Raw genomic sequence first — 13,365 nt, forward strand, 5'->3', positions numbered from 1 at the left:
CACACGGGCTGCCGTGACCACAATCGAACAGAAGCGAAACCCACCAGAATCCCTCGAACTGCTGAATCGCGCACCGTTCGACCACGGAAGCGATGATTCCGCCCGGAGGGTTTGCCCATGGAACACGTATGTGGCAAGTACGCGGATTTCGAGAGGCTTCGGGAGCGGGCGGTGGAGTTGCGGCGGGAGGGCTTGAGTCTCCGGCAGATCCGTGACGAGCTCCAGGTCCACAACAAGGACGTCCTGCAGCGCCTCGTCGAGGGCGAGCCACCCCCGGAATGGACGAAGCGCCCGCGAGCGAGGGACGACCTCCGCGAGAGGGCGCGAGAACTGCGGAAGCAGGGCTGGACCTACAACCGGATCCAGGCGGAACTGGGGTGCTCGAAAAGTTCGGTCTCGCTCTGGGTGCGGGATTTGCCGCACCCAGCGCCCAAGTGCACACCGGAGGAACAGCGGGAGCGGATGAACGCGGGACTCGCTCGACTGCAAGCCTCCCGACAGCAGGAGCGTGAGGCTACGAAGCAAGCAGCAGCGACAGCCGTCGGCGGACTGTCGGATCGCGAGTTGTTCCTTACAGGTGTTGCCCTCTATTGGGCCGAGGGGACCAAGGACAAGCCACACGCCCGCCGCGAGTGTGTGGAGTTCGTCAACAGCGACCCCGGAATGATCAGCGTCTTCCTCGCCTGGCTCGACCTACTTGAGGTAAGTCGGGAACGACTGCACTGCCGCGTCATGATTCACGAGTCTGCTGACGTCGCCGCCGCCGAACACCACTGGGCCGGCCTCATCGGCATCGACCCGTCAGCCCTGGGCAGGACCATCCTCAAGAAGCACAATCCAACGACCGTGCGCAAGAACACGGGAGGCTCCTACCGAGGGTGCCTCGGCATCAGAGTGCGTCAAGGAGCAGATCTTTACCGTCGCATCGAGGGCGCCTGGTACGGCATAGTGGTGGGTGCCAATTCGGCGACCTGACCAAATGTCCGGTTTAGTCGATTCCATTCCCCTGTGGTGTAATTGGCAGCACTGTGGCTTTTGGTGCCATATGTCCGGGTTCAAGTCCTGGCAGGGGAGCCATACTCGGTTCGGGCCCTGACAGTCCAGTCAGGGCCCTTACTCATGTCCCCCGTGAAACGCCCCGGTATCCTGCGGATGTCCACCCCACCCCCTCCGCAGCCGAAGGGCACCACCCGTGAGCGCCAATCGCCCCGCCGCCGTCGTCGTACTCGCAGCGGGTGAGGGCACCCGTATGAGGTCGGCCACACCCAAGGTCCTGCACGAGCTCTGTGGCCGTTCCCTGGTGGGTCATGTGCTCGCCGCCGCAGGTGAGTTGGACCCCGAGAACCTGGTCGTCGTCGTGGGGCACGCCCGTGAGAAGGTCACCGCCCATCTGACGGAGGCCGGCGCCGGTATCCGTACCGCCTTCCAGGCGCAGCAGAACGGCACCGGTCACGCCGTGCGGATGGGGCTCGAGGAGCTGGGTGGGGCCGTCGACGGGACTGTGGTGGTCGTCTGTGGCGACACCCCGCTGCTCACCGGAGCCACGCTCCACGCCCTCACCGCCACCCATTCCGGTGACGGCAACGCCGTGACCGTGCTGACCGCCGAGGTGCCGGACGCGACCGGGTACGGGCGGATCGTGCGGGACGCGGCGTCCGGGGCCGTGACGGCGATCGTGGAGCACAAGGACGCGACCGACTCGCAGCGGGCGATCCGTGAGATCAACTCCGGTGTCTTCGCCTTCGACGGGCAGTTGCTCGCGGACGCGCTGGGGAAGGTGCGCACGAACAACAGTCAGGGCGAGGAGTACCTCACCGACGTGCTCGGGATCCTGCGGGAGGCCGGGCATCGGGTGGGAGCGTCCGTGGCCGCCGATCACCGGGAGATCGCCGGGATCAACAACCGTGTGCAGCTGGCCGAGGCGCGTCGGATCCTGAACGAGCGGCTGCTGACCGAGGCCATGCTCGCCGGGGTGAGTGTGATCGATCCGGCCAGTACGTGGGTCGATGTGACGGTCACGTTCGAGCAGGACGCGATCGTCCACCCGAACACGCAGCTCCAGGGCGCGACGCATCTCGCGGAGGGCGCCGAGGTGGGGCCCAACTCGCGGCTGAAGGACACCCGGGTGGGCGCGGGGGCCCGGCTGGACAACACCGTGGCCGACGGTGCCGTGGTGGGGGCGCAGGCGCTCGTGGGGCCGTACGCCTACCTCCGTCCCGGAACCCGCCTCGGCGTGAAGTCGAAGATCGGTACGTACGTCGAGACCAAGAACACGTCGATCGGTGACGGGACGAAGGTGCCGCATCTGTCGTATGTCGGGGACGCGACGATCGGTGAGTACACGAACATCGGTGCCGCGAGTGTGTTCGTGAACTACGACGGGCAGGACAAGCATCACACCGTCGTCGGGTCGCACTGCAAGACGGGTTCGGACAACATGTTTGTGGCGCCTGTCACGGTCGGGGACGGTGCTTACACCGCGGCCGGCTCGGTGATCACGAAGGACGTACCGCCCGGTTCGCTGGCCGTGGCCCGTGGCCAGCAGCGGAATATCGAGGGCTGGGTGGCTCGAAAGCGTCCGGGGAGTGCGGCGGCGAGGGCTGCCGAGGCGGCTGCCCGGGAGCCGGGCGGCGAAAGCTGACCGGAAACAGTCCGGTCCGACTCGGGCTACCGTGATAGATGCACACCCGCACACCCCCAGCTGAGCAGGCCTGTCCGGGCTGATCACGGCTGGGACACCACCTCTGAGGAGACAGTGCTGTGACCGGGACCAAGACGACCGGCCCCAAGAAGAAGATGATGTTCTTCTCCGGCCGCGCCCACCCCGAGCTGGCCCAGGAGGTCGCCCAGCAGTTGGGGGTCGGGGTTGTGCCGACGAAGGCCTTCGACTTCGCGAACGGCGAGATCTACGTCCGTTACGAGGAGTCGGCGCGTGGCGCGGACTGCTTTGTGATCCAGAGCCACACGGCTCCGATCAACCAGTGGATCATGGAGCAGTTGATCATGATCGACGCGCTGAAGCGCGCTTCGGCCCGCTCCATCACCGTGATCGTGCCGTTCTACGGTTACGCGCGGCAGGACAAGAAGCACCGTGGGCGTGAACCGATCTCGGCGCGTCTGGTCGCGGACCTGATGGCGACGGCGGGCGCGGACCGCATTCTCACCGTGGATCTGCACACGGACCAGATCCAGGGCTTCTTCGACGGTCCGGTCGATCATCTCTTCGCTCTGCCGCTGCTCGCGGACTACGTGGGCACCAAGGTGGACAGGAGCAAGCTGACGGTCGTCTCGCCGGACGCGGGCCGGGTGCGGGTCGCCGACCGCTGGTGCGACCGGCTGGGTGCGCCGCTGGCGATCGTGCACAAGCGTCGCGACAAGGACGTGGCGAACCAGGTAACCGTCCACGAGGTCGTGGGTGAGGTCAAGGGTCGCGTGTGTGTTCTCGTCGACGACATGATCGACACCGGTGGCACGATCTGTGCGGCTGCGGACGCGCTGTTCGCGCACGGTGCGGAGGACGTCATCGTGACGGCGACGCACGGTGTGCTGTCGGGTCCGGCGGCGGACCGGCTGAAGAACTCGCGGGTGAGTGAGTTCATCTTCACGAACACGCTGCCGACGCCGGGTGAGCTGAGCGCCGACCTGGACAAGATCAAGGTGCTGTCGATCGCGCCGACCATCGCGAGTGCGGTGCGTGAGGTGTTCGAGGACGGTTCGGTGACGAGCCTGTTCGACGAGCAGTAGGCCAGTAGGCCCACCAGGTCTTCTGCCTGCGGGTTTGTTGCCCGCCAGATCTGCTGAATCGCTTCTGCATGATCAACTTTTCTACGGCCTCCCTCGCCGAGTACTCTGTTGGAGTTGCTCGGCGAGGGAGGCCGTACCCGTGTGGTTCGCGGGCCGGTGATCCGTTATCGACGCGCTCTTCGTAGCAGGCCGTTCGTGGCCGGGTGACCTGTCCGTCTCTCACCCGTACGAGGAGTGAAAAGCATGTCCGACGTGAAGCTCACCGCCGAGACCCGCACCGAGTTCGGCAAGGGCGCCGCCCGCCGCATCCGCCGCGCGGCCAAGGTTCCCGCGGTCGTCTACGGCCACGGTGCCGAGCCCATCCACATCACGCTGCCGGGCCACGAGCTCCAGCTCGCTCTGCGCAAGTCGAACGTCCTGCTCACCCTGGACATCGACGGCCGCACCGCGCTGGCGATCCCGAAGGCCGTGCAGCGCGATCCGCTGAGGGGCTACCTGGAGCACGTCGACCTGCTCACCGTGAAGAGCGGCGAGAAGGTCACCGTCGAGGTCTACGTCCACACCGAGGGCGACCTGGCTCCCGGCGCCTACCTCCTTGAGCACGTGCTCAGCACGCTGACCGTCGAGGCCGAGGCCACCCACATCCCCGAGTCCGTCACCGTGTCCATCGCGGGCCTGGCTGCCGGTGACTCCCTCCTCGCCAAGGACATCCCGCTGCCCGAGGGCACCACGCTGGTGATCGACGAGGACGCGGTCGTCCTCCAGGTCCTGGCCGCCCAGGCGGAGGAAGCCGCCGCCGACAGCGAGGCCGCCACCACCGAGGCCTGATTTTCCCGGAGTCCCGGTCCGCCGGCCGCCGTTCCCACCAGGGGCGGCGGCCGGTGTGTATCGAGGCGCGTATCAAGACCCCTATCAGGGCGCGTATCAAGGAGACATGGACGTGACGACCGACGCGGGCGGCCCCTGGCTGATCGTGGGTCTCGGCAATCCCGGGCCGGAGTACGCGATGAACCGGCACAACGTGGGCTTCATGGTGGCCGACCTGCTCGCGGGGCGGATCGGCGGGAAGTTCAAGCGGGCCGGTAAGGCACAGGCGCAGGTCGTCGAGGGGCGGATCGGCCCGCCCGGTCCGGCGAGCCGTCGGGTGATTCTGGCCAAGCCGACGTCGTACATGAACCTGTCGGGCGGGCCGGTGAACGCGCTGCGCGAGTTCTACAAGGTGCCGCTCGACCGTGTCGTGGCGGTCCACGACGAGCTGGACATCGACTACGGCGTTCTGCGGCTGAAGCTGGGCGGCGGGGACAACGGCCACAACGGTCTGAAGTCGATGACGAAGGCGATGGGCCCGGACTACCACCGGGTGCGGTTCGGGATCGGGCGCCCGCCGGGTCGTATGCAGGTGGCCGATTTCGTGCTGAAGGACTTCTCGTCGGCGGAGCGCAAGGAGCTGGACTACTTCGTGGACCGGGCGACGGACGCGGTGGAGTCCCTGCTCACCGACGGCCTGGAGCGGGCGCAGACCGCGTACAACTCCTGAGGCCGGTCAGACGCCGGAGGGCCTCTGGTGAGGCGCGGGATACGTGCGTACAACTGCTGACTTTGTCGGGCAGGAGTTGACCGATCGCCCGACCATGGCCAATGATCCCGGCCATGCCAGCCACCGTCCATCGGCGCAAGTCCGCCCCCGCCGCACTGCGGCTCGGGCGTGTTGGGCGGCTGGGGCAGTTCGTGGTGATGGGTACGGTCGCCGCGCTGATCCTGATCGCGGGTGTGTGGGCGTCCTGGGGCACGGCTCAGCACGTGATGCTCAGCAAGGGGCGCGAGCAGGGCACGATGACCGTGTCGGTGTGCCAGGACGGTGTCTGCACGGGGTCGTACCGGCCGGTGTCGGTGGGGTCGACGGCGCGGGGCCGGGTCGTGCTGGACCAGTCGGTCGGGGTCGTCGAGGGTGACACGTACACCGTGGTCGTGAAGCCCGGCAGCCGTGATGTCGTGCGGTCGGGGCCGGCCGGTTTCCTGTACGCGTGGGTGCCGTTGGGCGGCGCGCTGCTGCTCGCGTCGGTCGTGGTGGCGGGCGGCCTGGGGCTGACGCGGACGGGCTGGGCGCTGGCCGGGAGCGGTCTGGCCCTGGTGACGGCGGCCTGGGTGGCGCTGTAGACGACGTGAGGGTGCCCTCGTAGGCGTGGACCGTGTGTCCGCGTACGAGGGCACCCTCGACTTTTTACGTCCGTTTCCGTCCGGCTCAGCCGGTGTTGCGCAGGCCTGCCGCGACTCCGTTGACGGTGAGGAGCAGGGCGCGGGCGAGGAGCGGGTCGGGGTCGACGCCCGCCGCCGCAGCGTCGCGCTGGCGCTTGAGCAGGGTCACCTGGAGGTAGGAGATGGGGTCCAGGTAGGCGTCGCGGATGGTGAAGGTCTGCTTCAGCACAGGGGTGGCGTCGAGGAGTTCGGACTCGCCGGTGACGCGCAGGACCTCGGCGACGGTCAGCTCGTGCTCGGCCCTGATGATGTCGAAGATGTGCTTCAGCTCGTCGGGGACGAGGGTGTCGACGTAGTGGGCGGCGATCCTGAGGTCGGTCTTCGCGAGGGTCATCTCGACGTTGGAGATGAAGTTGCGGAAGAAGTGCCACTGTTCGTGCATCTCGTCGAGCACGGTGTCGAGGCCCGCGTCGCGCAGAGCCCGCAGGCCGGAGCCGACGCCGAACCAGCCGGGGACGATCTGGCGGGACTGGGTCCACCCGAAGACCCACGGGATGGCGCGCAGTCCGTCGAGGGAGACGCCCGAGCCGGGGCGGCGGGACGGCCGTGAGCCGAGGTGCAGGTCGGCGAGTTGGTCCACCGGTGTCGACGCGAGGAAGTACGTCGGCAGGTCCGGGTCCTCGACCAGAGACCGGTAGCGGGCGTGGGCCGAGTCGGAGACGAGGTCCATGGCCGCGTCCCAGCGGGCGAGGGACTCGTCGGACTGGCGGGGGGAGGTGTGCAGGGCGGAGGCCTGGAGGGTGGCGGCGACCGTCAGTTCGAGGTTCTCGCGGGCGAGTGAGGGGACCAGGTACTTGTCGGAGATCACCTCGCCCTGCTCGGTCACCTTGATCTCGCCCTCCAGGGTGCCCCAGGGCTGCGCGAGGATCGCGTCGTGGGAGGGCCCGCCACCGCGGCCGACGGTGCCGCCGCGGCCGTGGAAGAGGCGGAGCCGGACGCCGTACCTGTGGGCGACGTCACGCAGGCGGCGCTGGGCGCGGTGGATCTCCCACTGGGAGGTGGTGATGCCGCCGAACTTGGAGGAGTCCGAGTAGCCGAGCATGACCTCCTGGACGTCTCCGCGCAGGGCCACGAGGCGCCGGTAGGAGGGGTCGGAGAGCATGTCTTCGAGGATCGTGTCGGCGGCCTTGAGCTCGTCGGTGGTCTCCAGGAGCGGCACGATGCCGATCTTGGCCCAGCCGGCGTGCAGGTCGATGAGCCCGGCCTCGCGGGCGAGTACGGCGGCGGCGAAGACGTCGTCGGAGCCCTGGCACATCGAGATGATGTACGACTCGATGACCTCGGGTCCGAAGACGGCGAGGGCCTTCTTGACGGTCTCGAACACGCCGAGTGTCTTGGTGCCGGCCGCGTCGAGGGGCGCCGGGGTGGGGGCGAGCGGCCTGCGGGAGCGCAGTTCCTTCGCGAGGAGCTTGTTGCGGTACTCGCGGGGCATGTCCTCGTACCGCCAGGACTCCTCGCCGAGCCGGTCGAAGAGCTGGCCGAGGGTGTGGTGGTGGGCGTCGGCGTGTTCGCGTACGTCCATGGTGGCGAGCTGGAGGCCGAAGGCGGCGAGGGTGCGGATCGTGCGGTCCATGCGGCCGTCGGCGAAGAGGCCGCCGCGGTGTTCGCGCAGGGAGCTCTGGATGAGGGTGAGGTCCGCGAGGAGCTGGCCGGTGCCGAGGTAGTCGCGGCCGGGCTGGTGCGGGGTGCCCTTGGCCAGGCGCTGCTTGGTGTTCTCGAGCTTCTGGCGGATGCAGGTGGCCTTGAGCCGGTAGGGCTCCTCGGCGTTGAGGCGCTTGTAGCGGGGGCTGATCTCGGGCAGGAGTTCGATGTCGGCGCGGAGGGACTCCAGGAGTTCCTCGGTGGCGCCCGTGTAGCGGATCGAGTTGGAGAGGAAGCCGCGCAGCTCGTCGATCAGTTCCAGGGCGTCGTTGATGCCGTGCTCGTGCTGGAGGATCAGGACGTCCCAGGTGACCTGCGGGGTCACGTTGGGGTTGCCGTCGCGGTCGCCGCCGATCCAGGTGCCGAAGGTGAGGGGCCGGGTGTCGTCGGGGAGCTTGACCCCGACGCGTTCGAGTTCGGCGGTGAGGTCTTCGAGTACGTCCCCGACCGCACCCGCGTGCAGTTCGTCGAGGTAGTAGATGGCGTTGCGGGCCTCGTCGGCCGGTTCGGGGCGTACGACGCGCAGCTCGTCCGTCTGCCAGACGAGGTCGATGTTCTCGGCCAGACGGGTGTCGTAGCGGCGCCGGTCCGCCTCGATGACGGGGGTCTCCAGCAGGGCGGCGATGCGGCGCAGCTTGTTGAGGACCGAGCGCCTGGCCGCTTCCGTGGGGTGCGCCGTGAAGACCGGGCGAACGTTGAGGTTCTTGACCGTGGCGCGCAGGTGGTCGGGGTCGGCGTCCTTGAGGCGGTCGGCGGTGCGGGCGAGGAGGCTGCCCTCGGCGGCCCGCTTGGCGCGCAGTTCGCGGCCTCGGTGGACCTGCTCGGTGACGTTGGCGAGGTGGAAGTAGGTGGAGAAGGCGCGGACGAGCTTGGCGGCGGTCTCCAGCTCGATGCCGCGCAGCAGTTCGGCGGCGGCCTCGCCGTCCTCGCGGGTCAGGTGGCGGACCTTCTCCACGAGTTCGAGCAGCTCAGGGCCCTCCTGGCGGACGAGGGTCTCGCCGAGCAGGTCGCCCAGGCGCCGGATGTCGGCGCGCAGTTCACTGCTGGTCGTCGTGGCGGCCATGTCGGTCTGGCCACGGTCGTCGGCACTGCTCACAGGTGCGGCTCCTTGCAGTGTGGAGGCTCGGCGGGTGGGTACCCGGCCGGTGTCCGGGCGGTCAGACCGCCCCGGAACCGGGTGCCGGGCGGCATAGGGGCTGGGCATCCGGGAAGAAATGGGAGCGGACCGCGCTGTCCGACCGACTCAAGGATAGGTGTCGAGGGGGACGCGCAGAATTTGGGCTCTTGCCGCCGGGCAACGCGCTGACATACTTACGACGCCGTAGGTTACGCAAGCGTAGGGAGCCTGGATCCGAAGGGCACCCTCGGATTCCGAACCCGGCATCTACCTAGACCCACCACCCCCCAGGGGACGCGCATGACCACCTCACCTTCCGGCGCGATCGAAGACGCCGGGAAGACGCCCGACGACATCTCACCGCCCTCGGCCACGCTGGGTGGCGAACAGAAGCGTTCGCTCGAACAGATCACGCTTCTCCTCTTCATCACCGTCCCGTTCCTCGCGGTGCTGGCGGCGGTGCCGCTGGCGTGGGGCTGGGGGGTGAGCTGGCTGGATCTCGGCCTGCTCGTCTTCTTCTACTACCTGGGCTGTCACGGCATCACGATCGGCTTCCACCGCTACTTCACGCACGGCGCCTTCAAGGCCAAGCGGCCGCTGCGGATCGCGCTGGCCATCGCCGGTTCGATGGCGGTGGAGGGTCCGCTGGTGCGCTGGGTGGCCGACCATCGCAAGCACCACAAGTTCTCGGACGCCGAGGGTGACCCGCATTCGCCGTGGCGGTTCGGGGAGACGGTTCCGGCGCTGATGCGGGGCCTGTGGTGGGCGCATATCGAGTGGATGTTCGACGAGGAGCAGACGCCGCAGGACAAGTACGCGCCCGACCTGATCAAGGACCCGGACATCCGGGCGATCTCCCGTCAGTTCATCTGGTGGGCGATGCTGTCGCTGGCGCTGCCCGCGCTGATCGGTGGCCTGGTGACGATGTCCTGGTGGGGCGCGTTCACGGGCTTCTTCTGGGGCTCGCTGGTCCGCGTCTGCCTGCTCCATCACGTCACCTGGTCGATCAACTCGATCTGCCACGCGGTGGGCAAGCGCCCGTTCAAGTCGCGGGACCGCTCGGGGAACGTGTGGTGGCTGGCGGTCCTGTCCTGCGGCGAGTCCTGGCACAACCTGCACCATGCCGACCCGACGTCCGCGCGGCACGGTGTGATGCGCGGGCAGGTCGACTCCTCGGCGCGATTGATCCGCTGGTTCGAGAAGCTCGGCTGGGCCTCTGACGTGCGCTGGCCGTCACGCTCGCGTATCGATTCCCGTCGAAACACGGATCAGGACGGCTCTCGGCGCCGGAAGGAGCCTGCGAAGGCGGCATGATTGGCGGCGTGGCGACCGACTCCAGCAGCACCGACAGCAATGAGAAACCGCGGCGCCCCCGCCGCACCCGGATGACGGGTGCCGAGCGCCGGGCCCAGTTGCTGGAGATCGGCCGCACGCTGTTCGCCACGAAGGGCTTCGAGGCCACGTCGGTGGAGGAGATCGCGGCCAAGGCCGGCGTCTCCAAGCCGGTGGTGTACGAGCACTTCGGCGGCAAGGAGGGCCTGTACGCGGTGGTCGTGGACCGCGAGATGCGGCGCCTGCTGGACATGGTCACGAGCTCGCTGACGGCAGGCCACCCGCGTGAGTTGTGCGAGCAGGCGGCTTTTGCCCTCCTCGACTACATCGAGGAGTACACGGACGGTTTCCGCATCCTGGTCCGCGACTCCCCCATCCCTCAGTCGACGGGTTCCTTCGCGTCGCTCATCTCGGACATCGCCACGCAGGTGGAGGACATCCTGGGCCGCGAGTTCAAACGCCGCGGCTTCGACCCCAAGCTGGCCCCGCTGTACGCCCAGGCCCTGGTCGGCATGGTCGCGCTGACGGGCCAGTGGTGGCTGGACGTACGCCGCCCGAAGAAGGCGGAGGTGGCGGCCCACCTGGTGAACCTGGCGTGGCACGGGCTGGACGGGCTGGAGGCGAAGCCTCGGCTTATAGGGCGGCGGAAGGCTTGAGCCCGCCTTCGGGGTTCAGGGGGCGGGTGCCTGTCGGGCATCAGGCCCGGGTGATCGCCTCGCCGATGACGAAGCCCTTGGCGGGGCCGCTGGAGATGACGGCGTCGGTGCCGTAGAGGACTCGGTGCTCGTCCTCGTAGGTGGCCTTGCCGGGGTTGGGCGCGCCGAGGACGACAACAGCGCCGTCCTCGTCGAAGTCATCGATGATCACGTAGACAGCGATCCCGGCGCGGGCGTATTCACGGCGCTTCCGGACCCGGTCGCGCTCGATGTTGCGCCGCCCGGGCGAGACGACCTCGATGACCATGGGAACGACGGCAGCATCGACGCCGAGACCATCCTCATCCAGGATCTCGTCAAGATCTTCGGGACCGAGGAGGAGGTCGGGGATCCAGGACTTGCGCCGGTGGATCACATGGATCATCTGGTGTGCAACGTAATCGCCGCCGAACAGGTGCGTCTCGAGAGCACGCCGCGTGCGGCTGATGAGTACGGCATGGCGACGGCGGCCCGTTGACGACACCTCGATGACTCCCTCGATGACCTCGGCTCGGTAGCCCTCGGGAAGCTCCATCGCCTTCCAGGTCTCCCAGAGGATCTCGTCGACTGAGGCTGGCTCGTTCGTCGTCATCACCGGAAACACCTCGTGACGGGGAGCAGTCATCGGGAAGCACCTCCGAACATTACGGAGGCGAAACGCCTGGTGCGGCCCCTTCTCGCCTGATCATCCGAACGGGTGATCGCGTTCCAGGAACTCCAGCCGGTTCCCCACCGGGTCGTAGGAGAAGAAGCGCCGATGCTCCGGCAGGTCCCCGTCCCAGGTGACCGCCGCACCATGGGCGGCGAGCCGCTCGGCGTACGCGTCGATGTCGACGACACGCAGCCCCGGGTGGGCCTTCCTCGCCGCCCGGAAGCTCTCCTCCACCCCGAGATGCAGCTGGACCGGCCCCGCCTGGAACCAGCAGCCGCCCCGCGCGGCCAGGATCGGGGGTTTCGGGATCTCGGTCATTCCGAGGGCGCCGACGTAGTACGCCCGCAGGGCATCTTCCGAACCGGGCGGCGCGGCCAGCTGCACATGGTCGACGGCGGCGATCACCGCTCAGCCCGCCCTTCCGCTGTTCCACGCTTCCGCGCCACGGCGAACAACCGTTGGAAGGGCAGCACCGTGCCGTACCCCTCCGTCGGGTACACCGCGCGCAGCAGGTCGCGGTACTCGGTGACGAACGCGTCCCGGGCCTCCGGGTCGTCCGCCAGGGCGGTGAGGACGGGGCGCAGGCCCGTCCCCTTGACCCAGTCCAGCACCGGGTCCTCGCCCCGCAGGACGTGCAGGTACGTCGTCTCCCACACGTCCGCCTCGCAGCCGAGCCGGGCGAGGCGGTCGAGGTAGACGAGGGGTGCGTGGACGGAGTCGTCGTGACGCAGCACCTCGCCGAGGCGGCTCCTCCAGCGGGCGCCGGTGCCCAGTTCGCGCATCAGGGTGTGCAGGGGCGCGTCGAGGTTGTTCGGCACCTGGAAGGCGAAGGTCCCGCCGGGCGCGACGGCGTCCAGCCAGGCCGGGAACGCGTCGAGGTGACCCTCGACCCACTGGAGGGCGGCGTTGGAGACGATCAGGTCGTACGTCTCCGAGGGCGCCCACGCCGAGGCGTCCGCGTGGGCGAAGTCGAGGCGTCCACCGCCCGCCGTGGGGCCCGCGTACCTGGCCGCGCGTTCCAGCATCGGGGCGGAGTTGTCGTACCCGGTGATGTGCGCGGTGGGCCAGCGGTCGGCGAGTACGGCGGTGACGTTGCCGGGGCCGCAGCCGAGGTCCGCGATGCGGGGAGGCCCTGCGGGCGGTTCTGCTGGGAGGTCGGGGACACGGGCGAGGAGGTCGGAGAAGGGGCGAGCGCGGTGATCGGCGTGGCGGAGGTACTGGGCGGGGTCCCAGGTGGGGGCGGGTGCAGACATGGGAGGGCTCTCCTGTGCGTCGAGGTCACCGGCGTCGGCTGTCGGAGCCGTTCGTGGCTCCAGCCTGACCGAGGAAGTCTCTCGACGTCAAGAGACTTGATACCAAGAGACTTCACATCGACACAACCACTACACTGATCGCCATGGAGGACGAGGTCGATCGGCTGGTCGCTGCGTGGCGCCGGGAGCGCCCGGACCTCGACGTGGAACCACTCGAAGTGCTCAGCCGGGTCAGCAGGCTGGCCCGGCACCTGGACCGCGCGCGCAGGCTGGCGTTCGCCGAGCACGCCCTGGAACCCTGGGAGTTCGACGTCCTGACCGCGCTGAGGCGCGCCGGAAACCCGTATCAGCTCTCCCCCGGGCAACTCCTCACCCAGACCCTGGTCACCTCCGGCACGATGACGAACCGTATCGACCGGCTGACGAAGAAGGGCCTGGTGGAGCGCCTCCCCGATCCCAGCGACCGGCGGGGGGTACTGGTCCGGCTCACTCCGGAGGGCCAGGACAGGGCGGATCAGGCGCTCGCGGGCCTGTTGGACCAGGAGCGCGCGATCCTGGCGGAGCTGTCGCGTGCCCAGCGAGGCGAACTCGCCGGGCTGCTGCGCCAGTTGACGGCGCCGTTCGACAACATCCCCGGCTGACACCGGATACGCCACTCGTACGCCGACCGGCCGG

Annotated in this window: 13 protein-coding genes and 1 tRNA gene; 10 read left to right on the forward strand and 4 right to left on the reverse strand. The window is 68.6% G+C overall.

Features of this window, described 5'->3' with window-relative positions:
- Positions 1-117: 117 nt before the first annotated feature.
- From G3I71_RS28315 to G3I71_RS28345, 7 genes are all read left to right on the forward strand, one after another.
- The gene (locus G3I71_RS28315) at positions 118-975 is read left to right on the forward strand and encodes a hypothetical protein (RefSeq protein ID WP_164318807.1); all 858 of its coding nucleotides are present in this window, start codon (positions 118-120) and stop codon (positions 973-975) included.
- A gap of 27 nt (positions 976-1,002) precedes the next feature.
- Positions 1,003-1,077: transfer RNA gene (locus G3I71_RS28320), tRNA-Gln, on the forward strand.
- A 115-nt stretch (positions 1,078-1,192) separates the two neighbouring features.
- Positions 1,193-2,641, forward strand: coding sequence for a bifunctional UDP-N-acetylglucosamine diphosphorylase/glucosamine-1-phosphate N-acetyltransferase GlmU (gene glmU, locus G3I71_RS28325; protein ID WP_164318722.1), 1,449 nt, complete (start codon positions 1,193-1,195; stop codon positions 2,639-2,641).
- Between the two features lie 119 nt (positions 2,642-2,760).
- Entirely contained in the window at positions 2,761-3,744 is a 984-nt protein-coding gene (locus G3I71_RS28330; protein WP_164318724.1) for a ribose-phosphate diphosphokinase, read from the forward strand.
- A gap of 243 nt (positions 3,745-3,987) precedes the next feature.
- Positions 3,988-4,572 carry a 50S ribosomal protein L25/general stress protein Ctc gene (locus G3I71_RS28335; protein WP_164318726.1) on the forward strand — a complete coding sequence of 195 codons (585 nt, stop codon included), beginning with the start codon at positions 3,988-3,990 and terminating at the stop codon, positions 4,570-4,572.
- A gap of 106 nt (positions 4,573-4,678) precedes the next feature.
- Positions 4,679-5,281, forward strand: a complete 603-nt coding sequence (gene pth, locus G3I71_RS28340; protein ID WP_164318728.1) for an aminoacyl-tRNA hydrolase — start codon at positions 4,679-4,681, stop codon at positions 5,279-5,281.
- Between the two features lie 113 nt (positions 5,282-5,394).
- A complete protein-coding gene (locus G3I71_RS28345) occupies positions 5,395-5,901 on the forward strand; it encodes a hypothetical protein (protein ID WP_239149396.1) in 507 nt (168 codons plus the stop codon).
- A gap of 85 nt (positions 5,902-5,986) precedes the next feature.
- Here the strand turns inward: G3I71_RS28345 and ppc are convergent, their stop codons facing one another.
- On the reverse strand, positions 5,987-8,737 hold the full coding sequence (ppc, locus tag G3I71_RS28350) for a phosphoenolpyruvate carboxylase (protein WP_164318732.1): 2,751 nt from the start codon (positions 8,735-8,737) through the stop codon (positions 5,987-5,989).
- Between the two features lie 321 nt (positions 8,738-9,058).
- On the opposite strand from ppc, the gene G3I71_RS28355 reads away from it, so the two are divergent.
- Positions 9,059-10,072, forward strand: coding sequence for a fatty acid desaturase (locus tag G3I71_RS28355; protein WP_164318734.1), 1,014 nt, complete (start codon positions 9,059-9,061; stop codon positions 10,070-10,072).
- Entirely contained in the window at positions 10,069-10,746 is a 678-nt protein-coding gene (locus G3I71_RS28360) for a TetR/AcrR family transcriptional regulator (RefSeq protein WP_164318736.1), read from the forward strand. Before G3I71_RS28355 ends, G3I71_RS28360 begins: the two co-directional genes overlap by 4 nt.
- Positions 10,747-10,786: 40 nt before the next feature.
- On the opposite strand, the gene G3I71_RS28365 is transcribed toward G3I71_RS28360, so the two are convergent.
- Genes G3I71_RS28365 through G3I71_RS28375 form a run of 3 tightly spaced genes read right to left on the reverse strand, consistent with a single transcriptional unit; the run spans position 10,787 to position 12,690 of the window.
- Positions 10,787-11,410: a Uma2 family endonuclease gene (locus G3I71_RS28365; protein ID WP_164318738.1), complete on the reverse strand. Its 624-nt coding sequence runs from the start codon at positions 11,408-11,410 to the stop codon at positions 10,787-10,789.
- 60 nt (positions 11,411-11,470) lie between these two features.
- Positions 11,471-11,842, reverse strand: coding sequence for a VOC family protein (locus G3I71_RS28370; RefSeq protein ID WP_164318740.1), 372 nt, complete (start codon positions 11,840-11,842; stop codon positions 11,471-11,473).
- A complete protein-coding gene (locus G3I71_RS28375) occupies positions 11,839-12,690 on the reverse strand; it encodes a trans-aconitate 2-methyltransferase (protein WP_164318742.1) in 852 nt (283 codons plus the stop codon). The genes G3I71_RS28370 and G3I71_RS28375 overlap by 4 nt, the downstream gene beginning before the upstream one ends.
- Positions 12,691-12,833: 143 nt before the next feature.
- Between G3I71_RS28375 and G3I71_RS28380 the strand changes: the two genes are divergently transcribed.
- Complete coding sequence (locus tag G3I71_RS28380; RefSeq protein ID WP_164318744.1) at positions 12,834-13,331, forward strand: MarR family winged helix-turn-helix transcriptional regulator; 498 nt, start codon at positions 12,834-12,836, stop codon at positions 13,329-13,331.
- Positions 13,332-13,365: the final 34 nt, after the last annotated feature.

It is taken from the genome of Streptomyces sp. SID12501 (assembly GCF_010550245.1).
GTDB lineage: Bacteria > Actinomycetota > Actinomycetes > Streptomycetales > Streptomycetaceae > Streptomyces.

Excerpts from the sequence above, each read along its gene's own strand:
- G3I71_RS28315 (WP_164318807.1), top strand. The coding sequence starts at position 118 with ATGGAACACGTATGTGGCAAGTACGCGGATTTCGAGAGGCTTCGGGAG.
- G3I71_RS28335 (WP_164318726.1), top strand. The coding sequence starts at position 3,988 with ATGTCCGACGTGAAGCTCACCGCCGAGACCCGCACCGAGTTCGGCAAG.
- pth (WP_164318728.1), top strand. The coding sequence starts at position 4,679 with ATGGACGTGACGACCGACGCGGGCGGCCCCTGGCTGATCGTGGGTCTC.
- G3I71_RS28345 (WP_239149396.1), top strand. The coding sequence starts at position 5,395 with ATGCCAGCCACCGTCCATCGGCGCAAGTCCGCCCCCGCCGCACTGCGG.
- G3I71_RS28355 (WP_164318734.1), top strand. The coding sequence starts at position 9,059 with ATGACCACCTCACCTTCCGGCGCGATCGAAGACGCCGGGAAGACGCCC.
- G3I71_RS28360 (WP_164318736.1), top strand. The coding sequence starts at position 10,069 with ATGATTGGCGGCGTGGCGACCGACTCCAGCAGCACCGACAGCAATGAG.
- G3I71_RS28365 (WP_164318738.1), bottom strand. The coding sequence starts at position 11,410 with ATGACTGCTCCCCGTCACGAGGTGTTTCCGGTGATGACGACGAACGAG.
- G3I71_RS28375 (WP_164318742.1), bottom strand. The coding sequence starts at position 12,690 with ATGTCTGCACCCGCCCCCACCTGGGACCCCGCCCAGTACCTCCGCCAC.
- G3I71_RS28380 (WP_164318744.1), top strand. The coding sequence starts at position 12,834 with ATGGAGGACGAGGTCGATCGGCTGGTCGCTGCGTGGCGCCGGGAGCGC.